Here is a 23,547-nt window from a genome sequence, read left to right as displayed (position 1 = left end):
TCGCGATGGGCTGCGAAGCAGCCCCGATCTGGCTTGCGTTACACGCAGGCCTTGTCCTCGACACCGTTGAAGAGCGGGTAGTCACGCAACTGCGCCGGCGACAGTGGCCGGCTGAAGTGGTAGCCCTGGGCGATATCGCAGCCGGCAAGCTTCAGGCACACCACTTGTTCGCGGGTTTCCACGCCTTCGGCCACCACTTCCAGGCCCAGGCGTTTGGCAAGGATGATGGTGGACGACACGATCGGGCTGTCGTCGTGGCTGTTGGAAAGCGGCGCAATCAGCGAGCGGTCGATCTTCAGTTTGCTCAGCGGCAGCGAGTGCAGGTGGGCGAATCCGGCGTAGCCGCGGCCGAAATCGTCCAGGCTGATGCCCAGGCCAGCGTCGCGCAGGGTGTGCAGGTGCGCCACCGCCGTGCCTTCGGGGTCGAGGATGGTGGTTTCGGTGATTTCCAGCTCCAGCTGCTGCGGGGCGATGGCGTACTGCTGCAGTTTGCTCAATAGCCGTGCAGCGAAGTCCGCCTGGCGTAGCTGCAGGGCGGATACATTGACCGCCAGCCGCGTCTCCCGGCCCTGGGCGTGCCAACCCGACAAGGCCTCGCAGGCCAGGCGCAGCACCTCCCAGCCCAGCTCGACAATGAAGCCGCTGCGTTCGGCAAGGTCAATGAACCGGTCCGGGTACAGCAGGCCGAACTCGGGGTGGTCCCAGCGCACCAGCGCTTCGTAGCCCAGCACCTGCTGGGTGTCGAGGCGGATCTGTGGCTGGTAGTGCAGCACGAACTGGCGCTCGGACAGGGCGCTGCCGAAGGCCTGTTCGAGGGTGAAGGCGTGGATGTCGGCCAGGTTCAGCGACGGGTCGAAGAAACGGTACTGGGCGCGCCCGGCCTGCTTGGCCGAGTACATCGCGGCATCAGCACTGCGGATCAGGCTGTCGATGTCCTGGCCATCGCGCGGGCAGATGCTCACGCCCACGCTGGGGCTGGTGTTGACCTCCTGGCCGTCCAGCGCGTAGGTGGCCGACAGCTTCTGCACCAGTACGCGGACCCAGGCATTGATCTGTTCCTCGCTGCGCTCGCCGGCCAGCAGCACCACGAACTCGTCGCCACCAAAGCGCGAAGCCTCGTCGCCTGGCTCCAGCAGACGCTGGATACGCCCGGCCACGGCCTGCAGCAGCAGGTCGCCGACCTTGTGCCCGAGCGAGTCGTTGATCGACTTGAAACGGTCCATGTCGATGAACAGGATCGCCATCAGCCGGCGCTTGCCGCGTTGCCGGGTCAGCGCCTGGCTGGCCACCTCGACGAACTGGCGGCGGTTGTGCAGGCCGCTGAGGTGGTCGGTGGCCGCGGCATGGCTGCTGCGCCGGTGTTCGTCCTCGAGGCGGCCGATCAACTGCTGGTTGACCTGCTGGGCCTGTTCCAGCGCGCTGAAGGCCTCCTGGCGCTTGCGCAACAGGCGCAAGGTCCACAGCAGGCTGGCGAGGATCATCAGGGTCATGCTCAGGTTCAGCCAGAACTGCCGGGAATAGGCCAGCGTCGAGGGCGCGAGGATTTCGTCCTGGCGCTGGCTGACCACCACGCTGAAACCCCGCTCGGGCAGGCGCCGGTACAGGCTCTGGTACGGGTCGCCGGCCGCGTACTGGGTCAGCATACCTGCTTCACTGCCGCTGTCCGGCAGCCCGGGCAGCAGGGCGTCGCCAGCCACCACCACGCCGCTGCTATCGATGCGCAACCGCTCCAGGCCGTCATCCTGCAGCAGGCGCACCAGCCCGCTGCTGCCCAGGTCGATGTGCTGTAGCAGCACCGCCAGGTAGCCGATGTCCAGCTGCACCACGAGAATATTGTCGATTTCGCGGCCGGGCAGGTTGGTCAGCGGCAGCAGGAAGGGCAGGTGCCAGTTGGGCAGGGTGGCCGGTTGGCCGGGGGGCTGCACGCTGGGCAGGAACGGTTTGAAACCGTAGCGGGCAACGTGCCGCTGCAGCTGGCGCAACCAGTCTTCGGGCAGCTCGGCGGCCTCGTCGGCATGGCTGGCCGACAACAGCCGGCCTTGCCGGTCGTACAGGCTCATGCGCTTGAAGACCGGGTCTTCGGCAAGCATCCGCGCCAGGCTGGCGCTGCCCTGGCGCAGCACCTTCATGTCGTCCTGGGTGACCCGGCCCACGGCCTGGGCGCGATCCACCAGCTGGCGCAGGCTTTCGCCGACGATACTGGCCAGGTTCAAGTGCTCGGCGGCCTTGGCCGACAGCGCGTCCTGGCGGGCGGCGGCCTTCTGCGAAACGTGCAGCCCCCAGAGAAAGGCCAGGGTGGCTGCACAGAGCATCAGGATCAGCAGCCGCAGAAGGCTGGCGGATGAAAGCGAACGGCGAATCACTGCTGATAGTTCCCGACCCTGGGTGATGGTCGAAAAATACGACAGTAAGATGACAGCCTAATGACTGATGGCTAAGTGCCTTTAAGGATTGCCCTTATCGGCCAGGGGCGTCTGCAGGCGCGCGGTTTCTTCCTCCATGTAACTCATCAGCGCGCTGACTTCGGTATCGCCCAGGCGCATGTTGGGCATGGCCACGCGGTTGTACTGTTCGTACAGCAGCATGGCCAAGGGGTCTTTCTGGGCCAGCATCAGGTCGGGCTCCTTCAGCCAGCGGGTCAGCCAGTTGGCATCACGCTGGCGGGTCACGCCGAGCAGGTCGGGGCCGATGCCGGGCTGCCCTGGCTCGGCGTTGCCCAGGGTGTGGCAGGACGAGCAACGGGTACGGAACAGCTGCTCGCCACTGCTGGGGGCGCGCACCTCGGGAGCCTGGGCGTAGTCGTTGGCCATGGCGCTGGCCTGTTTCCAGTTGTGCAGGCTGTTGCCCAGGCGGTCGGCGAGGATGTACGGGCTTTCGAAGGGCGAGGCTTTCATCCAGCGACCGGTGGCCTGGTTGCCGATGATCAGGCTCAGGTTGTGGTCCTTTGAGCGGCCGTTTTCCAGGCCATCGATGTACAGGCCCAGGCTGCGGCGCAATTGTTCGATATCGGCTGGCTCGCCGGTGAGCAGCGTCCAGCCGGGGCCGATACCGAACTTTTCGGCGTAGCGCTTGAGGGTGGCGGGGGTGTCGTTGTAGGGGTCGATGCTGATGGAGTAGAGGAAGATGTCCTTGCCGACCCGGTCACCGAGGATTTTCTGTACCTGGCGCAGGCGGGCGGTTTCCACCGGGCAGGAATCGGAGCAGCCGGTGAAGATGAAGTTGATGGCGACCACCTTGTTTTTGATCAGGTCGTCGAAGAAATGCACTTTTTCACCGTCCTGGGTGAGCAGCGGGATGTTGGGGAAGTAGTCGGCACCCCAAGGCGTTGCAGCTTCCTCGGCCACGGGGTGCTGCGGTTGCAGCGGCCAGAACGGGATGCCGGCGGCGAACAGTGAGAGCACCAACAGGAAACGCCATGAGCCGGACATGATGCGGTCCTCGTCGATAACGGTATTGGGGGCTGCCCTGCTGCCCTATCGCCGGCAAGCCAGCTCCCACAGGTACTGCACAAGGCTTGGAGTCGACGCGGTCGAGGTGGGAGCTGGCTTGCCAGCGATGGGCCGCAGAGCGGCCCCCGCTTTTCGGTTACCTGATGCTGACTGGCGCCGTCACGCTCTGCCCCAGCGCCGATTTCACGGTCACGGTCGCCGGTGTGGCCGGGCCGCTGCCGGTGGTTGTGGTCGACAAGCGCCAACGGGCGCCGCTGGTAGTGGTACTCAGCGTGGCCGTACCCAGCAGCAGCGGGCCACTGGTGGTTGCCGCAGTCACGGTGATGCTGTTGCCGGTGGCCACCGTGGTGGTGCCCGAAATATCCCAGGTAAAGCGGTTGCCACTGCGCACCTGCACCGTGGCACTGGTGACCTGGATCTGGTCGACCGCCGCTGCCGGGCTCACCGCAATGCTGACCGTGGCCGGGGCCACCGATTCGGCGCCCTTGGCATCACGAGCCGAGTAGTTGAAGCTGGCGGTGAACGCTGTGGTTACCGTGGCCGGTGGGACGTAGGTGACCGTTGTGCCGTCGGTACTGGTAGCGCCCTGGCCGGAGCTCGGCTGGCTGAGGCCGACGACGGTCAACGGCAGGTTGTTTTCCGGATCGGTGTCGTTGGCCAGCACGTTCAGGGTGATTTGCTTGCCTGCCGTGGTAGCCGCGCTGTCGTTGGCCGCGATCGGCGGTTTGTTGGCCGGGTCGTCGTCATCATGGTCTTTGGTGCGGAAGGTCGGCAGGCCAACCGAAGCCACGTACTCCACGCCATCCCAACCCGGCAACGGGGTCGGCATCACCTGGAACTGGCCTGGGTGTTCCAGGTCCCAGCGCAGCAGCATCGACGAGTCCTCATGCTGGGTGTTGTGGCAGTGCTCCATGTAGGTCCCGGCAAACTCTCGGAAGCGCAGGGCCACTTCCACTTCTTCCGACGAGTCGATATCCGGCCCGATGCGATACACGTCCTTGCGCGCCCATTTTTCCCATTCTGGCGGGGCCTTGCCATCGCGGCTGAGGATCACACCTTCCTCGAAGTGCACATGCACCGGGTGGCTCCAGCCATTGCCGCCGTTGATGATCTTCCACACTTCCAGGGTGCCGTCGCCGCTGAAACCGCCGTCGGTGGACTGCTGGGCCAGCTGTGGCGCCGCGCTGATGCGCCCTGGGTCCATGCTGTAGCCAAAGCCGCCATCGGTCTTGATGGTCCAGGGCTGGGTGTCGGTACCGTCGGAGCGACCGAAGATGAACTCGCGATGGCGGGCATTCTTGAGCTTGGCCTGGTCGGTGGCCGAATTACGGTCTATCGGCAGCGGCAGCATTTTCAGGCCTTCGGCCTTGCCCGGTTTGGCCGGTTCATAGGCAACCGGGTCCATGCTCAGGTCCTGGCCGCTGTACGGCTGAACCACGAACTGCATGAACTTGCCGATCGCCGGGTCGCCGTTGTCCCACTCAGGCCCATTGCTGGTCTGCTTGATCACCGCCTTGTATTTTTCCGACAGCACATCGGCCAGGGCAATGGTACCCTCCGGGCCCTTGCCGCTCTGATGTTCCTCCAGGTTGACCAGGTACAGCTTGTCGCCGACCTTGATGCCATGTTTGGCGAAGTTGATGATGATGTCGTAGCGCTCGGCGATGCCCTGCAGCGGCAGGATGCCGTTGTTGTCTTGCAGGTTGCCGTCACCGTTGAGGTCCAGGGTGCCGTCGAACGGCACGGTGTGTTCCATGATATTGCCGTCGTTGGCGATCATGTGGAACGGCACTCGCGCATACGACAGGTTGGAGCCAGTGGGCCCTTTGAACTCGCCGCTGTTGCCGGCAATCTCCCGCACGACGGCAAGCTTCAGGTAGCGCGATACCGAGCCGTTGAGGATTCGGAAGCGGTAGCTGCGCGCGCGTACCTTGAGCGTGGGCCGGTACTGCCAGTTGACCAGTATCTGGTCGCCGAGGAAGCCGTCGGTGTTGAACGGGTTGAACCACAGCTGGCCGTTGGCATCCCAGGCCTTGTCGGCGATCACCAGGTTGACGTCGTAGTCGCGGTTGCCCCACGGCATGCCCGAACCGCTGGGGAAGCGCAGGTTGACGCCATCCTGCAGCGCCTCATTGCCGCGGTCCAGGGCGCTGTAGTAGTTCATCATCACGGCGTTGCCTTTGTAGACGTTCTGCGCCGTGAAATCCATCATGTGGTCGTGGAACCAGTGGGTGCTCATGGTTTCGCGCCAGTCACCACGGATCTTGATGCTGCCGTTCTGGCAGGTTTTCAGGCCTGGCGAGGCGTCATTGACGAACAGGGTTTCACCCGGAGAGCAGGGGAACGCCGCACGCGGGTCCTGGGCGCGGGTGTTAATGGTGTCGTAGCCGGCCAGCTGCAACGGCCAACGGTAGTCGTAATACTGGCCGGGGAAGAAGTAGGCATTGGCATAGCCGTCGCTCTCGGCCGGCGAATGGCCGTTGTGCTCGTGGGTGGAGAGGGTGTGCAGGCCAAAGCCGTTGTTGGCCGAAGGGTCGATCGGCAGGGCGTTGTAGTGGCGCATCAGGATCGGCTGGCCATAGCGCGCCATCAGCAGCTTGGGCGGGAAGGTGCCGTCGAAGGTCCACAGTGACTTGTGGTTCTGCAGCGGCATTTTTGGGTGGAAGCGGGTGTCGATGCCCTTGGTGGTGCCCAATGTGTTCGGGATGTCGGAAGTCTGGTAGTACAGACCTCCCGGGGCAAATTCACCGACTGCATAGTTGTGCAGTTGCTTGCGGTCACGCAGGCCGAGGTTGATGCGCGCACCGGCCTGGGCGGTCTTGAACCCTGCCTGCGGGTAGAACTCGTTCCAGCGCTGGTGCGACCAGCCTTTTCCTGGTGGTCGACCTTCCGCCGGCGAGCCGACCGGCTGGCGGTTGAGGAACATTTCGATCTGCGCCTTCCACGGGTTGCGGTCGAGCACGTTGGAATACTGGGTCGGGAACGGGTACAGGCCCGGCTGTTTGAGGAAGGCTTCCAGGGCCGTGCCGCTAGGGCCGCTGCGGGCCACCACATTAGGGTCCTGCGCCGGTGCTGCGCCCAAGGTGGGCACCGGGAAGGTCAGGGCCGGCGGCGGCAACGTGGGGTCGAGTTTTTCCGTGCCGAATTCCTCGAACAGCAGTAACTGCTGGGTAAACGGCAGCGCCCCGAACAAAGGGCTGGGCTTGCCGTTGGTGGGGTATTTTTCTCCAGTTTGCAGGGCCGGCGGCAGCACGTTGTTGGCGCGTACTGTGTCGCGGTCACCGTACACGCCATCGGTCAACTCGAGTGCGCCTCGATTGGCCTCTGGCATGCTGTAAAGGTCCAGCAAGGCCTGGGTTGGATCTTCCGGCTGGTCGGTATAGGCCGAAGGGTCGGTCGGCGGTGGCATGCTGTTGTCGTCGAGGGGAGCGGCGATAGCCGTGACCAGCCCGAGGCCGAGCATCAGCGTGGTGAGGGTGGACAGCTGGAATGCATGCCTGGCAGGGTGGATCACGGCAGGTGTTTTCATTGCCTTGTGCCTCGCTCTCGACATAATGGCCTGCGGCCATCAATGGCTTTTTGCCCGTTTCTGGGGCTAGAGCAACGGGTGTGCCAACCAAATACGAGGAATGTGTTTCTAAACAAATCCTTGTGGCGCCTGATGTGCGCTAAATGCCATTGCGTCAAAAATGGGTGAGGGGCCCCACTAGTGGGTCACCCATTGCCCACAGATTGGGTGGTGACAGCAGCAGCGCCCTGGGGTATACCTGAGCGCCACCAAGGGGAGCCCGGCATCGGGCTGAGAAACCGCTAGATGCTGCAGCGCGGTGACCCTTCGAACCTGATCCGGATCATGCCGGCGAAGGGATGGGACTTGAAACCTGCCTTTTTGCCGGCCTCACTGCGAGGCCCGTCCATGCCAACCATCGCGGTCTCGCTGTCACCCCCATCAAGGACAGCAACATGACCGAACGCTTCAGCCAGTCCCTGCGCCGCCGCAGCGAGCCGACCTGGTCGGCGGCCGTTGGCCACCGCTTCGTCACCCAATTGTGCGACGGCAGCCTGCCGGACCCGATCATGGTCGACTACCTGGTGCAGGACCACCGCTTCCTCGACAGCTTCCTGACCCTGCTGGGCGCGGCCATCGCCACTGCCGACACCTTCGAGGCGCGCCTGCGCTTCGGGCGCTTTGCGGGGATGATCTCCAGTGACGAGAACACCTACTTCCTGCGCGCCTTCGAGGCCCTGGGGGTAAGCCCCGCGCAACGCAGCGAACCGGCCGACACTGTGCCAACCGCAGGCTTCAAGGCGATCATGCGCGAAGCGGCGGCCACCCGGTCCTATGTGGCCGCGCTGGCGGTGCTCAACGTCGCCGAAGGCCTGTATCTGGACTGGGCGCTGAAGGCGCCAAAGCCGATGCCGGACAACTTCGTCCACGCCGAATGGATCACCCTGCACGACAACCCGGCATTCCAGGACTTCGTTGCCTTCCTGCAAGCCGAACTCGACCGCGTCGGCCCGCAGGAAGCCGCGCTGGCGGCTGACTTTTACCAGCGCACCGTGGCGCTGGAGCTGGCCTTCTTCGATGCCGTCTACCCGGAGGACAAATAAGCATGGATATCTTCGACCGCCTCAAGGCTGCTGCCACGCCGCAATGGAACAGCTACGTCGACCACGAGTTCGTGCGCCAGATGGGCGAGGGTACGTTGAGCGAAGCCGCCTTCCGCACCTATCTGGTACAGGATTACCTGTTCCTCATCCAGTTCGCCCGCGCCTGGGCGCTGGCCGCCTACAAGAGCCGACGCCCGGCCGACATCCGCGTCGCGCAGGCCGGGCTGGCGGCGATTCTGGATGAAACCGAGCTGCACTTGCGCCTGTGCGCACGCTGGGGCCTGACCCAGGCGGATATCGAGGCCGCGCCAGAGCACCAGGCCACGGTTGCTTATACCCGCTATGTGCTGGACTGCGGTGCCGCGGGTGACCTGCTGGAGTTGCATGTGGCCTTGGCGCCTTGCGTGATCGGCTACGCCGAGATTGGCCGGGCGCTGTCCGAGCGCATTGGCGATCTGAGCAATCACCCGTACCGCGAGTGGATCGCCGAGTATGCCGGTGAAGGCTACCAGGGTGTCGCCACCGCGGCGCGCAAGCATCTGGACGAGCTGGCAGCGCGGAGCATGACCGAGCAACGGTTTGCCGAGCTGGTGGGGATTTTCGGCCAGGCGTCCAGCCTGGAGGCGGACTTCTGGCAGATGGGCTTGGACGGAGCCTGATTTGCTGCCTGCGCCGGCCCTATCGCCGGCAAGCCAGCTCCCACAGGTACTGCACAGACTTCAGGGCTGTGGTTTACCTGTGGGAGCTGGCTTGCCGGCGATAGGGCCAGTAGCAAATACCACAAGGCTTGGGCCACTATGCGGGTAGAGCCACCCGCAAAGCCCAGGGAGAAGCATCATGAACATCATCAACGCACGCCTGCGCGGCAAGCCCGGCCTGTTCCGCATCGAGCTCAGCGGCGAACGCATCGCCGCCATCGTGCCCCAGGCCGAAGGGGTGGCGACGCGCGCTGCCGATGACCTGGATGCCGGGCAGAACCTGGTGGTGGCGCCCTTCATAGAACCGCACATCCACCTGGACGCCACGCTGACCGCCGGCGAGCCGCGCTGGAACATGAGCGGCACCCTGTTCGAAGGCATCGAGCGCTGGGCCGAGCGCAAGGCGATCACCACCCACGACGACATCAAGAACCGCGCGAAAAAGACCATCGGCATGCTGGTGGAGCATGGCATCCAGCATGTGCGTACCCATGTCGATGTCACCGACCCCACCTTGACTGCGCTCAAGGCCATGGTCGAAGTGCGTGACGAAGTGCGCCACCTGCTCGACCTGCAGATCGTCGCCTTCCCCCAGGAGGGTATCGAGTCTTATGCCAATGGCCGGGCGCTGATGGCTGAAGCGGTGGTCATCGGCGCCGACGTGGTTGGCGGCATCCCGCATTTCGAGAACACCCGAGACCAGGGCGTGTCGTCGGTCAAGTTCCTGATGGACCTGGCCGAGCGTACCGGCTGCCTGGTGGATGTACATTGCGACGAGACCGACGACCCGCAGTCGCGCTTTCTCGAAGTGCTGGCCGAAGAGGCACGGGTGCGCGGCATGGGCGCCCGGGTGACAGCCAGCCATACCGTGGCCATGGGCTCGTACGACAATGCCTACTGCTACAAGCTGTTCCGCCTGCTAAAGCAGTCGGGTATCAATTTCGTGTCCTGCCCGACCGAGAGCATTCACCTGCAAGGGCGTTTCGACAACTACCCGAAACGCCGCGGCGTCACCCGCGTGGCCGAGCTCGACCGGGCCGGGATGAACGTGTGCTTTGGCCAGGATTCCATCGTCGACCCTTGGTACCCGCTGGGTAACGGCAACATCCTGCGTATTCTCGAGGCCGGCCTGCACATCTGCCACATGCTTGGCTACGAAGACCTGCAGCGCTGCCTGGACCTGATCACCGACAACAGCGCCCGCACCCTGAACCTGGGCGAGCGCTACGGCATCGAAGTGGGGCGGCCGGCCAACCTGTTGCTGCTGTCGGCGCCGGACGATTACGAAATGGTGCGCAGCCAGGGGCATGCGCTGGTGTCGGTACGCAACGGCAAGGTGCTGATGCGTAGAACGCCTGCCAGGGTTGAACACTACACCTGACGCCCCCTGCGTCAGCATTCTGCAGCGCCCCGCCGGCTTGAAGCCGAGCGGGGCGTTTTGCTGTCTGGCGTACTGCTTTATTCCCTTGCACGGGCTTCATGAACCAATCACATGCGATAAGCCGTGATTATTCCACCATAGGAAATGTTTGCATGGGCAATGGCATGTCTCCATAATTGGTACGTAATTACATGGTACATAACACGTTACAAAATCGTAGGAGCAAGCATGGCCCGGGGCGGTATCAACAAGGTTGTAGTGCAGCAGGCGCGTCAGGCGCTGATTGCCCGGGGCGAGAACCCCAGCATCGATGCCATACGTATCGAACTGGGCAACACCGGTTCCAAGACCACGATTCACCGCTACTTGAAAGAGTTGAATGGCCAGCAGCCTGTGGCCTCCGAGGGCGGCATTGCGCTGAGCGACGTGCTGAGCCGAATGGTCGGGCAGCTGGCAACCCAGTTGCAGGACGAGGCCGACCTGAAGATCGAGCAGGCCGAAAGCGCCTTCACTCGACAGCGCGAACAACTGGAGGCGCAGCTGGCGATTGCCCAGCAGGCACTGGCTGCGGCGCATCAGCAGCATCAGATCGACGCGGCCGCGCTGGCGGCCGCATCGGAGAAACTGCTCTCCACCCAAAGCACCCTTCAAGCCGAACAGCTGCGCAGTGCCAGCCTCAACCAGTCGCTGGGCGAGCTGCAGGTGCGCCTGGCCGACAAGGACGAGCAGGTAAAGTCACTGGAAGACAAGCACCGTCATGCCCGCGACGCGCTGGAGCATTACCGCAACGCCAGCCGCGAACAGCGTGAACAGGAACAGCGCCGCCACGAGACGCAGCTGCAACAGTTGCAGGTGGAAGTGCGCCAACTGCAGCAGGGCATGATCGTCAAGCAGGACGAGCTGACCCGCCTGCACCGCGACAACGAGCGCTTGCTGGGTGAGCATCGCCAGGCTGCCAGCGCCTGCAGGGCGCAGGATGAATTGCTGGAGCAGCGTGATGCACAGATCCAGGGCTTGCGCACGATCCTGGCCCAGGCGCAGGGTGCCAGCGAGGAAATGCGTCGGCAGCTGGATGTACAGGCACAGAGCCTGGAGGCCAGGCGCGACTTGTGCACGGAACAGGCTCGCCAGTTGCAGCAGCTTGAACAGCAGCTCAAGGCACGAGACGAGGCGTTGCACCAGTGTCAGTCGCAGTTGTCTGCCGCCAACGTGGCGCAGTAGCTGCGAAGAGGCCCTGTGGGAGCGGGCGTGTCGAGGCGTCGAACCGCCGCGAACACCGGCGTAGCCGGTGCCATACACCGCGTTGGGCCCTTCGGGGGCACGCCCGCTCCCACAGGGAATGTGACACGCTCTCGAACCCTGTTCCTGTGCGACAAGGTTGGGCGGGAGGGCGCGTTCAGTCTTCGGCTTGTCTGGCTGCCTCCACGCCCGCAGCCGAGAGTTTGATGGGGTAGTTCACGCTGATCTGGTGGTCGCTGCTCACCGCCACGCTGCCATCCTGGATCAAACCGGCCTCCTGCAGCGTCTTGAGCATACCGGCCACGGCTTTCTCGCCCCGATAGTTGTCCAGCACTTCCTTGCCCAGCCCCTGGGGGTGAGCGTGCAGCAGGCGAGTCAGCACTTCGGCTTTCAATGCATCGTTACTCATGGCGGGCCTCACTTGCCGTGTTTGGCCTGAAGCGCCTTGGCATGCTCCAGATGCTGTTCGAGTTTGGGCAGGGTTTCGCTGGCAAAGGCCTTCAATTCAGCCTTGTCGGACGATGCCGCTTCCTTCTTGAACAACTCCACCGCCTTTTCGTGAGCGTCGACCTGGTTGTTGACGTAAGACTTGTCAAACGACTCCTCCCGCCATTCCAGGATCATTTTCTTGACCTTGTCGGTTATTGCCGCCTCATCGGGTACGGATATATCGAGCTTGCGAGCGATGTCGCCGAGTTTCTGATTTGCCTTGGTGTGGTCAGTGACCATCTGCTGGGCGAAGGTCTTGATTTCGGCATTCTGAGTTTTTTCCAGAGCCAGCTTGCCAGTGACCACTTCGGCAATACCGGCCTCGGTGGCCGCTTCGACGAAGTCATCGGAACTCGCCGCCATCGCGTGTACCGATGCCAGGCCCAACACCATCGAAAAACCGACGCGCTTGATGAAGAGACTGCTCATGCTTCACTCCTTAAACCGTGGCGCGACCTCAGTGTCGCGTACGGTTGAGGGTGAATGGGCGGCAAAGGTTTAATCTTTTTCCTGGCCGGCTGCGCCCAGGTGGTGCTGAACTATAGTGAAAGGCGGCGAACGCGGTATGGCTAGGGATTTCAATGTGTGCAGCCAGGAAACAGGATGAAGACGGGTTCTTCGCGATAACCGGCGAGGGCCGCGCCGTGGCGCTGTTCCGCCTGGTACTGGCGTTCATGCTGGTGGTGATGCTGGCCTTCGTCGTGGTGGAAGGCTGGCGTATCTGGCGCGACTACCGGCACGCCTTCACCAACGCCGAAAACATGGTCACCAACCTGGCCCGGGCCACGGCGCAGCATGCCGAAGACGCCATCCGCCAGGTCGACGCAATTACCGCGGCGCTGGCCGAGCGCCTGGAAGGCGACGGCTTCGAGCACATCGACCGGCCGCGTCTGCATACCTTGCTGGTGCAGCAGAAAAGCATCATGCCGCAGTTGCACGGGTTGTTCGTGTATGGCCCGGATGGCAGCTGGATCGTGACCGACCAGGCGGTAGTCCCGCCCAATGCCAACAATGCCGACCGCGACTACTTCATCTACCACCGCGACCATACCGACCGTGGGGTACACATCGGTTCGGTGGTGCGCAGCCGTTCCACTGGCGACCTGATCATCCCCATTTCACGGCGCCTGCAATATGCCGATGGCAGCTTCGCCGGGGTGTTGCTGGGCACCATCAAGGTGGAGTGGTTCGTGCGCTACTACGGCGACTTCAAGATCGATGAACGTGGCGCGCTGGTGCTGGCCAAGCGCGACGGCACCATCCTGGTACGGCGGCCGTTCGTCGAGCAGGTGGTGGGCCGCAGCCTGAGCAGCAGCGAGATCTTCCGCAAGCACCTGCCGTATGCAAGCGAAGGGGTGGCCGAGGCGGTCGCCGTGGTGGACGGCACGCCACGGCTGTATGGCTTTCGCGCGCTGGGCAGCTACCCGTTGGTAGTGGAGGCGGGCTTGTCGCGGGAGTCGATCGTTGCGCCCTGGCGACACGATGCGATCAAGTCGGTGGCGGTCTTGCTGCTGTTGCTGGTGGGGCTGGCGGCCTTTGGTGGCGTGGTGTTGCGCCAGTTGCGCGAGCGTATCGTGATCGAGCGGGCGCTGCACCAAGCACACCAGACCCTGAAGGCCCTGGCATTGACCGACAGCCTGACCGGCCTGGGTAACCGTCGGCGGCTGGATGCAGTGTTCGAGCCGGAGCTACGCCGGGCGCGACGCCAGGGCTATCCGCTGGCGCTGGTGATGCTCGACCTGGATTACTTCAAGGCCTACAACGACCGTTACGGGCACCCCGCGGGTGACCAGTGCCTGCGGCGCTTTGCCGAGGTGCTGCAGCAGGCGCTGAAGCGGCCGGCCGACCTGGCTGTGCGCTATGGGGGCGAGGAGTTCACATTGCTGCTGCCTGATACCGATGTTCGCGGGGCGGAACTGCTGGTGCAGGAAGTGCAACAGCTGTTGCGTCGGCAGCCGCTGGAGCATGCGGGCAGCCCACTGGGGCGGGTGTCGTTCAGTGCGGGGATTGCCGTGGGTGACCTGGCGCGGGAGGGAGTGACGGCCGAGCGCCTGATGGCGGCAGCGGATGCGGCGCTGTACCAGGCCAAGCGCCAGGGGCGGGATGGGTATCGTGTGGCAGAAAGTTCGGTGGTGAGTGTAGATGAATGAAGGCTTTGGGTTGCCTGTACCGGCCCCATCGCCGGCAAGCCAGCTCCCACAGGTAATGTGCATCTCTTTGGCACGGCGCGGTCCCTGTGGGAGCTGGCTTGCCGGCGATGGGCTGCAAAGCAGCCCCGGGGTCTAAATATCTAAGCCAAGGCGCATCGCACAACGTCCCTCAAGCCCATGGGCACGCTCCTCGGCCAGAATCTGCTGCAAGCGTGCATCCAGCAGCCCCTCATCAATCACCTCGAACCCCAACCGCGCATAGAACGGCGCATTCCACGGCACATCGGCAAAGGTGGTCAAGGTCAGCTCCCGCACCCCCGCCTGACGCGCCGCATCGACCACCTGCTGCAGCAGCTTGCGCCCGACACCTTGCCCCTGGGCCTCCCGACGCACCGAAACTTCATGAAGATGCAGCGCCTGGTCCTCGAGTCGGGCACAGGCAAACCCCAGAATGCGCCCATCCGGCCCCTCGGCCACCCAGCTCCCGCCAGCTTCGACAAATGCCTGATGGGTGCCGCAGTCCATCACATCTCCTTGCGCCAGCCATGCCAGCGCCGGCCGGGCGGCAAAGGCCTGGGCCGCCGAGCGCTCGACGCCCGGTAGCCATTGAATGTCTTGCTCGAGGGTAGGGCGAATGCGCATGAAGAAGTCCTTTCGTTCTAGTCTGCCGCCAGCACCTGCGGCTGCAATTGCCAGCGCACCGAGCTTACACCTTTCTCCAGGCTGACCCGGCTGACCAACCGTTCCAGTTGAGCTGGCGCCTGCGCGGTGCCGAGCAGTTCGGCGCGTACTTCCAGGCGTGCGGGGTTCGCCAGGTCTTCGCTGTGCAGTGACTGCAGGCGCAGCTGCGGGTCGCCCAGGCTGTGCAACATCAGGCTGCGGACCTGGATCTCGTCCTCGGCGCGGCAGACGATGCGCACCTCGAAGTGCTGTTCCACCTCGCTGGCCGGCACCACTTCCTGGCGGTCCAGGCGCTGGGCAATGTCGCGCAACAGGATATTGGCACACAGCACCACCAGGCTACCCAGCGTCGCTTCCAGCAGCAGCCCGAGGCTGCACAGCACGCCGACCGCGGCCGTGCACCACAGCGTGGCAGCGGTGTTCAGGCCACGTACGTTGAACCCGTCGCGCATGATCACGCCGCCACCAAGAAAACCGATGCCCGATACCACGTACGCGGCGATACGCGACGCATCGGTGGGCGCCATGCCCGGCACCGCCTGGGTCATCAGCACGAACAGGCAGGCACCGGTGCTGACCAGTGCATTGGTGCGCAGCCCGGTCAGGCGCTGGCGCAGTTGACGTTCGGCGCCGATCAGCGCCCCCAGCAGCAGGGCGATGCTGACACGCAGCAGAAATACTTTCCAATCCATAGCAAACCTCTTCCACGGGCACACGCCCGCAAGAACGCCATCAGCTGGCGCGGTTGAAAAACCAGAAAATGCGCAGGACCACGAAGGGGGAGGAAGAAGAGGGGGATTACAAGAAACCACCGTCTTGCCAGGCCGGCCAGACAGTGCAGGACACTGCCGGACTAGCGCGCCACGTGGGCCTGTCGCATGCGACTGGGGCTACTGTCCAATGCAGGTCTCCTGTTCAGGGATGCAAAATTGCGCCGCGGACCTTACGCCCCGTGGCAGGCCAGGTCAAGGGCAAAAACATGACAATGGCTTCATCCGCAATGGGCCTGCTACCGGTCGCGCCTGCATGGAAAAAAATGCGGGCAATCGGTACCCTTGCGCCTTCCCTTGCCATCCCCCGGACCGTTCCATGCTGTTCAATCTCGCCGTACTGTTCGGCACCCTGGTGGCCATGGAGGGCGTTGGCACGCTGGCTCACAAGTACATCATGCATGGCTGGGGCTGGTGGCTGCACCGCTCGCACCATGAGCCGCAGCTGGGCATGCTCGAAACCAATGACCTGTACCTGGTGGCCCTGGGGCTGATCGCCACGCTGTTGGTGGCCCTGGGCAAGGGTGGTTATGCGCCCTTGCAGTGGGTGGGCGGCGGGGTGGCGGGGTATGGCGTGCTGTATGTCGTGGCCCACGACGGTTTCTTTCATCGGCACTGGCCACGCAAGCCACGGCCGGTCAACCGCTACCTCAAGCGTTTGCATCGCGCGCACCGGTTGCATCACGCGGTGAAGGGGCGCACGGGGAGTGTGTCGTTCGGGTTTTTCTATGCACCGCCGTTGAAGGTGCTGAAACAGCAGTTGCGGCGTAAGCGCAGCCAGTTGTGACAGGGACTGGCAGAGCAGCCCACGATGATGCAACTGCACATGACTCATTGAGTCAGCAGGGACCCTGTGGGAGCGGCTTCAGCCGCGAACACCGGCGCAGCCGGTGCCATGCACCGAGTTGGATTCTTCGCGGGTAAACCCGCTCCCACAGGGGTACGTGGAAAGGCCCTCAGTTCACTGTTTCACCCTTGGGCTGCGCCGCCACATGCCCGCGGCTCACCCACCAGCCAAACGCCGCCGCGGTGAAGAACATGATCAGGCTGTACAGCGCCGCCGGCACTGCCATGGTGGCGTTGTTCAGCAGCGAAGGGCTCAATGCCAGGGCAATCGCCAAGGTGCCGTTGTGGATGCCGATCTCCATGCCGATGGCAATCGCCTGGCGCTTGGGAATGTTCAGCAGGCGCGGCACCCAGTAGCCCACGCTCAGGCTCAGCAGGTTGAACAGCAGCGCGGCCAGGCCCACCACCGGCGCGTACGCAACCACGGTCTGCCAGTCCTTGGCCAGCGCCAGGACGATGGTGAACGCCAGGAACAACGCGGCCACCAGCTTCATCGGCTTCTCCATGCGCGTGGCGAAAGCGGGTGCGAAGCGGCGAACCAGCATGCCCAGCGCCACCGGTAGCAGGACGATGGCGAACACCTGCATCACCTTGGCAAATTGCAGTGGTATGGCCTGGTCCGATGCCATGAACCAGCTCAGCGACAGGTTCACCAGCAGTGGCATGGTCAGGATCGCGATCAGCGAGTTGACCGCCGTCAGGGTGATATTCAACGCCACATCGCCATGGGCCAGGTGGCTGAACAGGTTGGCCGTGGTGCCTCCAGGCGAGGCGGCCAGCAACATAAGCCCCACCGCCAGGGCCGACTCCAGGCCAAAGCCGTTGGCAATCAGGAAGCACACCAGCGGCAGCAGCAGGATCTGGCAAACCAGGCCTACCACCACCGGCTTGGGGTATTTCACCACGCGAACGAAGTCGGCCAGGGTCAGCGATAACCCGAGGCCGAGCATGATGATGCCCAAGGCCAGCGGCAGAAAGGCTGTGAGCAAAGGTGAGGCTGTCATGGGCGGTCTCTCGGGCGAAGGATCCCGAGCAGTGTAGGTCGGCCCTGATTGATAGCTAATTGCAAAGCGCCAGCCCTTGGTAACCGTTTGTTACCAAGCGCAGCGGCCAGCGAGGCTGTATGCCGCGTTGCAGTAGGCCTGCAGGCGCAGTAGCATTCCGGTTTTTACCGAGGATTAGCCTGTCATGCCGTTCCAGCAAGGTCTGCTTGCCACCCCGGTGCCGGCCCACGCCCGTCACCTGTTCTTCACCCTGCAGTCGCCAGAGGCCCTGCCTGCTGCCCTGGATGCCTTGCTGCCGCAGGTCGATGGCGAACAGCTGATCCTGGGTGTCGGCGCCCCGCTGGCCAAGGCCCTGGGCCGTGAAGTACCTGGCTTGCGCGCCTTCCCGCAGCTGGATGCTGCAGTGGAGAACCCCAGCACCCAACACGCCCTGTGGCTGTGGCTGCGCGGCAACGAGCGCGGCGACCTGCTGCTGCGGGCCCAGGCTCTGGAGCTGGCATTGGCACCGGCCCTGCGCCTGGCCGACAGCGTCGACGGCTTCCTGCACCGTGGCGGCCATGACCTGACCGGCTATGAGGACGGCACCGAAAACCCGGTGGACGAAGAGGCCGTGCAAGCGGCCATTGGCGCCGATGGCTCCAGCTTTGCCGCGTTCCAGTTGTGGAAGCACGACCTGGAGTACTTCAAGTCGCTGCCCCAGGCCGACCAGGACAACATCATCGGCCGTCGCCTCAGCGACAACGAAGAGCTCGAGGACGCCCCCGAGTCCGCCCACGTCAAGCGCACGGCCCAGGAAAGCTTCGAACCAGAAGCGTTCATCGTCCGTCGTTCGGTGGCCTGGGCAGACCAACGTGGCGCTGGCCTGGCCTTCGTGGCCCTGGGCCACAGCTTCGATGCGTTCGAGGTGCAGCTGCGGCGCATGAGCGGCCTGGAGGACGGCATCATCGACGGCCTGTACCGCTTCAGCCGGCCACTGACCGGTGGTTACTACTGGTGCCCGCCCATGAGCGAGACGGGTGTCGACCTGAGCCTGCTGCTGCAAGCCTGATCGCTAAACATCCAGATACAGAAACACCGGACGCAGCGGGGTACAGCGGCTAGCCTTGAAAGTTTCCGCTTCGTGACGGGAGCTTTTCCATGTACGCACGTCGTGATGTCCTACGTGCGGGTGCTACCTTGGGCTTGCTGGCCGCCAGCCCCTGGTTGCACGCCGCTGCCCCGGCGGGCTTGCTGACCCGCAACGTGCCGAGCACCGGTGAAGCGCTGCCGGTGATCGGTGCCGGTACCTCCGGCAGTTTCGAAGTGCAAGCCGGTTCGGCCCAGTACCAGCAGCTGAAAGTTGTACTGAAGGCGTTCTTCGAAGGCGGTGGCCGGGTCATCGACACCTCGCCCAACTACGGCGGCGCCGACAGCATTCTCGGCCAGCTGCTGGAAGAGGGCGGCTGGCACCGGCAGTGCTTCATCGCCACCAAGATCGCCGCCGACAGCCGGGCAGACGCCGAAGCGCAATGGGCCGGCAGCCTCGAGAGCCTGCGCACCGACAAGGTCGACTTGCTGCAGATCCACAACCTGCGCGACTGGCAGACCCAACTGCCCTATGCCCGCGAGTTGAAGCAGCAGGGCAAGACCCGCTATGTCGGCATCACCCATTACCTGAACAGTGGCCAGGACGAGGCCGCCCGCATCGTGCGCAGCGAACCGCTGGACTTCATCCAGATCAACTACTCGGTCAATGCCCCCGACGCCGCCCGCGAACTGCTGCCGCTGTGCCAGGACAAGGGCGTCGCCGTGCTGATCAACCGGGCATTCGACGATGGCCGCCTGTTCGCCCGGGTGAAGGACCAGGCCTTGCCCGGCTGGGCCGCAGAGGCAGGTATCGGCAGCTGGGCGCAGCTGTTTCTCAAGTTCGCCATCAGTCACCCGGCGGTGACCACGGTCATCCCCGCGACCAGCCGACCCGAGCGCCAACTTGACCAGCTCAAGGCCGGGCACGGGCCGTTGCTGACCCAGGCGCAGCAACAGGCGCTGATCAAGCAGTTTGCCTGACACCATGGCAGCCTGGCGGCGGCGCCTGGACCAGGGGCTGAATATCCAGCCCGGCGAAGGGCCGGCGGTGATCGCCGGTTTGCTGCTGTTCTACCTGTTGTTCACTGGCTATTTCATGCTGCGCCCGGTGCGCGAAACCATGGGCGTTGCCGGTGGCGTGGACAACCTGCAATGGCTGTTCACCGGCACCTTCATCGCCACCCTGGCGTGCCTGCCGTTGTTTGGCTGGCTGGCCTCCAAGGTGCAGCGCCGGTACATCCTGCCCTGGACCTACGGCTTCTTCGCCAGCAACCTGCTGCTGTTCGCCGTGCTGTTTGCCCGCAATCCGGAAGCTTCGTGGACGGCTCGGGCCTTCTACATCTGGTTGTCGGTGTTCAACCTGCTGAGCATCTCGCTGGCCTGGAGCGTTCTCGCCGACCTGTTTTCCACCGCGCAAGGCAAGCGCCTGTTCGGCCTGCTGGCGGCCGGGGCCAGCCTGGGTGGGCTCAGTGGCCCCATCCTGGGCACGCTGCTGGTGGCGCCGCTGGGCCATGCCGGGTTGCTGGTGCTGGCCGCGGCGTTGCTGCTGGGCAGCATTGGCGCCACGTTGTACCTGCAACGCTGGCGAACGCGGCATCCACTGCCGGCGCAAGCCGAGCGGGCAGGTTCCCGGCCACTGGGCGGCAATCCGTTTGCCGGTGCCACTGCCGTACTGCGCTCGCCCTACCTGCTGGGCATTGCCCTGTTCGTGGTGTTGCTCGCCAGTGTCAGCACCTTCCTGTATTTCGAACAGGCACGCATCGTCAGTGAAACCTTCACCGACCGTACCCGGCAAACCCAAGTGTTCGGCCTGATCGACACCGTGGTACAGGCCTTGGCCATCCTCACCCAGGTGTTCCTTACCGGTCGCCTGGCCCGCCGCCTGGGGGTGGGCGTGCTGCTGGTGGCGGTGCCGCTGGTGATGGCTGCGGGCTTCCTGTGGCTGGCACTGGCCCCGGTGTTCGCCGTGTTCGTGGTGGTGATGGTGGTGCGCCGGGCCGGTGAGTACGCGCTGGTGCGGCCGGGGCGGGAGATGCTGTTCACCGTGCTGCCCGCCGAGGACAAGTACAAGGCCAAGAACTTCATCGACACCGTGGTCTACCGGGGCGGTGATGCGCTCAGCGGGTGGGTCAAGCGGGGGCTGGATGTGATAGGCGAGTACCCGCAACTGGCGATGTTGATCGGTACGCTGATTGCCCTGGGCTGGGCGATGACCGGAGGTTTGCTGGGAAGGCGACAGGCACGCCTGGAAACCACATCGCGCGACTGACAGGCGCGCCAAATATGCTGATGCCGCTTATTTAATGCCGTTGGTCCGAACGCTTCGCATTAAACCGAATCCGCCGAAATGACCGAACTCCCAACTGGTGTACGGCAGGTAATGCCGTGCATTCCGAAGTCATACGAGGTTTAAGACCATGGCCAACAAAGAGAACAGCCGCACCGGCAACCAGCAAGGCAGCCAGGGTGGCAACAAGAACCCGGGCAACTTTGCCAATGACCGCGAAAAAGCCTCCGAAGCTGGGCGCAAGGGCGGCCAGCAATCCGGTGGTGGCCGTACCAGCGAATCGGGCCGCAAGGGCGGCCGTTCGTAAGTGAGGCTACGCAGTGCCCGGGCGATCGGGCACTGCGATTCTGCACATGAGGAGAACCCCATGCGATTGATCCCTCTGATAGCGCTGGTGGGCACGCTTGGCTTGCTGGGTGGCTGTTTCGACCGGGACAACGACCACCCGGCAAAGGATGCCGACCAAAGCAAACCTTCGCTGCAGATGCAGCAACCCGGCGACAAACCTGCTCCCCAACCTGCGCCAGACCCTGAGCCGATGCCTGGCCAGAAACCCAGCCAATAAAACGCGGACAAGGACTACGGCATGACGGTAATGACCCGCAAGACCGCCGCGGTGATACCAGCTTCGGCAAATGGGCCAAGCCTGAAGGAGCGTTACAACAAGTTGCTCGTGGCCCACGACACCACGAGCGCGGCGTGGCTGAGCGAACAATTGGTACGCGCGCAGCGTTTGCCGGATGACTTGCCTGCCGATCCTGCTCAGCTGGAAGCCTGGAGCGCTAGCCATGCAAACCAGGTGGCCGAGGCCTATGCCAGTTACCTCGAGCAACGCCGCCAAGGCGCGCCGCGGCGCTATTTTGCCAACCGCGCCCAGGCGTTGTGGTTCCTGCAACAAGTGGCGCCCACCAAGGCAGTGGACGGGGCATGGCTGCACAGTACCTTGCGACAGTGGGGCGATCCGCGCTATCACGGCCTGATTCGCACCTACCTGGAAGAACTGGGCGGCGGTGATCCGCGCTGCAACCATGTGCTGATCTACCAACGGCTGTTGAGCCGGCTGGGTTGCCTGGGTTTGCCTGAACTGGACGACCAGCGTTATCTGCAAGGCGCCTTGCAGTTGGCATTGGGGCGCCACGGCGATGATTTTCTTCCCGAGGTTATCGGCTACAACCTGGGCTATGAACAACCACCGTTGCATCTGCTGATCACCACCTACGAACTGGCGGAACTGGGCATCGATGGCCATTATTTCCAGCTTCACGTGACCATCGACAACGCGGCCAGCGGGCATGCGCATCTGTCCATCCAGGCGCTACGCCAACTCTGCCCGGCCGACGAAGCTGGCCAGTTCTACCAGCGGGTGCGCAGTGGCTACCGCTTGAACGACCTGGGGCTTGATACACCCAGCCTGATCAGCAGCTTCGATCTTGAATCCGAATTGCTGTCGGCACTGGAGCACAAGCGCAATTTTGGCCAGTTCATGCATTCCGACCATTGCCGCCTGCAAAAGCGTACCGTCAACCAATGGCTGGCCGAACCCGGCGCCATGCCCGCGTTTCTGCAGGCCTTGCAGGCGCAGGGCTGGATCCGCCGTGGTGAAGCACCCGCCAACAGCCGCTGGTGGGGGCTCATCGACGGCCCCTCGGCACCGATGTGTGGCGTGTTCACGGCGTATGAAAAACAACTATGGCACGACTGGATCGCGGCAGGTTGGCAAGCCCGGGGGCGCCGCGTGCTGCCTGGCAGCTGGGAGGTGCAAGTGCAATCGGATGATGCGCTTTCGACTCCTGCCGCGGACGCCGATATCGAGACGTTGATCGACACGATGTCCGGTAACCGCCATGCAACACCGGAAGGCTTGCTTGCCACTCGGCGCTATATGCGTGCTACCGGCCTTGTTCAGGAGATCACCCGCTGATGCTGCTCGATCCGCAACAGACCCAGGCTGACCAGGCAATGCTGCAACTGGGCAGGCGCTTGCGCGCCGACGGCTACCGCTTCACCTGCGTCACCCCGGCAACCCATGCTCGCGTGAATGCGCGCCCGGAAGCCGGGCAGGCCAGGACAGTGCGCGATGTGTTCGGCTGGAACCGTCCGTTCCGATCGTCACTGGTTTCTGCCGATGAGCTGGACCAGATGCGGCAGGCCCAGGTACTCGAGGAGCACGGTGATTTGCTGATCAGCCGCGTGCGCTGGTCCACCCTCGACGACCTGCTGCTGGTGCACTCGGCGTACCCCACCCAACAATCCGACGCGGTGTTTTTCGGCCCCGACAGTTATCGTTTCGCCCAGGTCATCCATGATCACCTGCAACGCACGCCGAAGCGTGTCGACCATGCCGTGGATATCGGTTGCGGCACGGGTGTCGGCGCCTTGCTGATTGCCCGAGCGGCTCCCCATGCCCAGGTCAGCGCCGTGGATATCAACCCGCTCGCGCTGCGTTACACCGCGATCAACGCGGCATTGGCGGGCCTGAGCAATGTGTCCGTGGAGCCAAGTGACCTGCTCGGCGGCATTACCGGGCTGTTCGACCTTATCGTTGCCAACCCTCCGTACATGCTCGATGCCAGCGAACGTACCTATCGGCATGGCGGCGGTTCGCTCGGCGCGCAGCTTTCGCTGCGGATCGTCGAACAAGCCTGCGAGCGGCTCGGCTCGGGGGGCTCGCTACTGTTGTATACCGGCGTGGCGATCGTCGAAGGCCGGGATGCCTTGCTCGAAGCCATTCGCCTGCGCCTGGCGGGCCCGGAATGGTCCTGGGTGTATCGGGAAATCGACCCGGACGTGTTCGGCGAGCAACTGAACGAACCCGGTTACGAGCAGGTCGAGCGCATCGCTGCGGTGGTGCTCACAGTTACCCGCAACAGTTGAGGC

20 protein-coding genes, 1 pseudogene and 1 riboswitch are annotated in these 23,547 nt (G+C 63.9%); of the genes and pseudogenes, 13 read left to right on the top strand and 8 right to left on the bottom strand.

Going from position 1 to position 23,547, the window contains the following annotated elements; genetic code table 11:
• Positions 1-38: 38 nt before the first annotated feature.
• From RYH74_RS15560 to RYH74_RS15550, 3 genes are all read right to left on the bottom strand, one after another.
• Positions 39-2,363 (bottom strand): EAL domain-containing protein, encoded by a 2,325-nt coding sequence (locus RYH74_RS15560; protein ID WP_317409693.1) that lies wholly within the window; start codon positions 2,361-2,363, stop codon positions 39-41.
• 81 nt (positions 2,364-2,444) lie between these two features.
• The gene (locus tag RYH74_RS15555; protein ID WP_075045196.1) at positions 2,445-3,428 is read right to left on the bottom strand and encodes an SCO family protein; all 984 of its coding nucleotides are present in this window, start codon (positions 3,426-3,428) and stop codon (positions 2,445-2,447) included.
• 157 nt (positions 3,429-3,585) lie between these two features.
• The gene (locus tag RYH74_RS15550) at positions 3,586-6,978 is read right to left on the bottom strand and encodes an Ig-like domain-containing protein (RefSeq protein ID WP_317409692.1); all 3,393 of its coding nucleotides are present in this window, start codon (positions 6,976-6,978) and stop codon (positions 3,586-3,588) included.
• Between the two features lie 241 nt (positions 6,979-7,219).
• Positions 7,220-7,334, top strand: a riboswitch (TPP riboswitch).
• 78 nt (positions 7,335-7,412) lie between these two features.
• Here RYH74_RS15550 and RYH74_RS15545 point away from each other — a divergent pair.
• The 4 genes from RYH74_RS15545 to RYH74_RS15530 all read left to right on the top strand — a co-directional run bounded on the left by RYH74_RS15545 (position 7,413) and on the right by RYH74_RS15530 (position 11,360).
• Positions 7,413-8,060: a TenA family protein gene (locus RYH74_RS15545; protein WP_286099827.1), complete on the top strand. Its 648-nt coding sequence runs from the start codon at positions 7,413-7,415 to the stop codon at positions 8,058-8,060.
• Positions 8,057-8,719, top strand: coding sequence for a thiaminase II (tenA, locus tag RYH74_RS15540; protein WP_317409719.1), 663 nt, complete (start codon positions 8,057-8,059; stop codon positions 8,717-8,719). Before RYH74_RS15545 ends, tenA begins: the two co-directional genes overlap by 4 nt.
• Before the next feature lie 178 nt (positions 8,720-8,897).
• Positions 8,898-10,139: a cytosine deaminase gene (gene codA / locus RYH74_RS15535; RefSeq protein ID WP_317409691.1), complete on the top strand. Its 1,242-nt coding sequence runs from the start codon at positions 8,898-8,900 to the stop codon at positions 10,137-10,139.
• Positions 10,140-10,367: 228 nt separating this feature from the next.
• Entirely contained in the window at positions 10,368-11,360 is a 993-nt protein-coding gene (locus RYH74_RS15530) for a DNA-binding protein (RefSeq protein WP_317409690.1), read from the top strand.
• Between the two features lie 175 nt (positions 11,361-11,535).
• Here RYH74_RS15530 and RYH74_RS15525 read toward each other — a convergent pair whose 3' ends face one another.
• Positions 11,536-11,787: a hypothetical protein gene (locus RYH74_RS15525; RefSeq protein WP_075045200.1), complete on the bottom strand. Its 252-nt coding sequence runs from the start codon at positions 11,785-11,787 to the stop codon at positions 11,536-11,538.
• Between the two features lie 8 nt (positions 11,788-11,795).
• Complete coding sequence (locus RYH74_RS15520) at positions 11,796-12,296, bottom strand: DUF4142 domain-containing protein (RefSeq protein WP_085664821.1); 501 nt, start codon at positions 12,294-12,296, stop codon at positions 11,796-11,798.
• Between the two features lie 152 nt (positions 12,297-12,448).
• Between RYH74_RS15520 and RYH74_RS15515 the strand changes: the two genes are divergently transcribed.
• Positions 12,449-14,017, top strand: coding sequence for a sensor domain-containing diguanylate cyclase (locus RYH74_RS15515; protein WP_286099831.1), 1,569 nt, complete (start codon positions 12,449-12,451; stop codon positions 14,015-14,017).
• Between the two features lie 132 nt (positions 14,018-14,149).
• Here the strand turns inward: RYH74_RS15515 and RYH74_RS15510 are convergent, their stop codons facing one another.
• Together RYH74_RS15510 and RYH74_RS15505 are read right to left on the bottom strand one after the other, a co-directional pair.
• Positions 14,150-14,659, bottom strand: coding sequence for a GNAT family N-acetyltransferase (locus tag RYH74_RS15510; RefSeq protein ID WP_075045203.1), 510 nt, complete (start codon positions 14,657-14,659; stop codon positions 14,150-14,152).
• A gap of 17 nt (positions 14,660-14,676) precedes the next feature.
• A complete protein-coding gene (locus tag RYH74_RS15505; RefSeq protein ID WP_013972648.1) occupies positions 14,677-15,390 on the bottom strand; it encodes an MgtC/SapB family protein in 714 nt (237 codons plus the stop codon).
• A 397-nt stretch (positions 15,391-15,787) separates the two neighbouring features.
• Between RYH74_RS15505 and RYH74_RS15500 the strand changes: the two genes are divergently transcribed.
• Positions 15,788-16,255, top strand: coding sequence for a sterol desaturase family protein (locus tag RYH74_RS15500; protein WP_085589635.1), 468 nt, complete (start codon positions 15,788-15,790; stop codon positions 16,253-16,255).
• 169 nt (positions 16,256-16,424) lie between these two features.
• Here RYH74_RS15500 and RYH74_RS15495 read toward each other — a convergent pair whose 3' ends face one another.
• On the bottom strand, positions 16,425-17,318 hold the full coding sequence (locus RYH74_RS15495) for a bile acid:sodium symporter family protein (protein ID WP_317409689.1): 894 nt from the start codon (positions 17,316-17,318) through the stop codon (positions 16,425-16,427).
• A gap of 184 nt (positions 17,319-17,502) precedes the next feature.
• On the opposite strand from RYH74_RS15495, the gene RYH74_RS15490 reads away from it, so the two are divergent.
• The 7 genes and pseudogenes from RYH74_RS15490 to RYH74_RS15460 all read left to right on the top strand — a co-directional run bounded on the left by RYH74_RS15490 (position 17,503) and on the right by RYH74_RS15460 (position 23,544).
• A complete protein-coding gene (locus RYH74_RS15490; RefSeq protein ID WP_025339073.1) occupies positions 17,503-18,366 on the top strand; it encodes a Dyp-type peroxidase in 864 nt (287 codons plus the stop codon).
• A gap of 89 nt (positions 18,367-18,455) precedes the next feature.
• Positions 18,456-19,364, top strand: coding sequence for an aldo/keto reductase (locus tag RYH74_RS15485; RefSeq protein WP_317409688.1), 909 nt, complete (start codon positions 18,456-18,458; stop codon positions 19,362-19,364).
• A 4-nt stretch (positions 19,365-19,368) separates the two neighbouring features.
• A complete protein-coding gene (locus RYH74_RS15480; protein ID WP_075045208.1) occupies positions 19,369-20,652 on the top strand; it encodes an NTP/NDP exchange transporter in 1,284 nt (427 codons plus the stop codon).
• A gap of 205 nt (positions 20,653-20,857) precedes the next feature.
• Positions 20,858-20,977 (top strand): annotated as a pseudogene (locus RYH74_RS15475) (general stress protein); the annotation flags it as partial.
• A gap of 60 nt (positions 20,978-21,037) precedes the next feature.
• On the top strand, positions 21,038-21,235 hold the full coding sequence (locus RYH74_RS15470; RefSeq protein WP_003259932.1) for a hypothetical protein: 198 nt from the start codon (positions 21,038-21,040) through the stop codon (positions 21,233-21,235).
• 21 nt (positions 21,236-21,256) lie between these two features.
• Positions 21,257-22,591 (top strand): iron-containing redox enzyme family protein, encoded by a 1,335-nt coding sequence (locus RYH74_RS15465; protein ID WP_075045209.1) that lies wholly within the window; start codon positions 21,257-21,259, stop codon positions 22,589-22,591.
• Positions 22,591-23,544 carry a class I SAM-dependent methyltransferase gene (locus RYH74_RS15460; RefSeq protein WP_317409687.1) on the top strand — a complete coding sequence of 318 codons (954 nt, stop codon included), beginning with the start codon at positions 22,591-22,593 and terminating at the stop codon, positions 23,542-23,544. The genes RYH74_RS15465 and RYH74_RS15460 overlap by 1 nt, the downstream gene beginning before the upstream one ends.
• The last annotated feature ends 3 nt before the right edge of the window (positions 23,545-23,547 follow it).

It is taken from the genome of Pseudomonas sp. LSJ-87, from assembly GCF_032971465.1.
Taxonomy (GTDB): Bacteria; Pseudomonadota; Gammaproteobacteria; order Pseudomonadales; family Pseudomonadaceae; genus Aquipseudomonas; species Aquipseudomonas putida_Z.
Note: the sequence above shows the minus strand (reverse complement) of the source record. Positions and strands in the feature narration are given on the sequence as shown.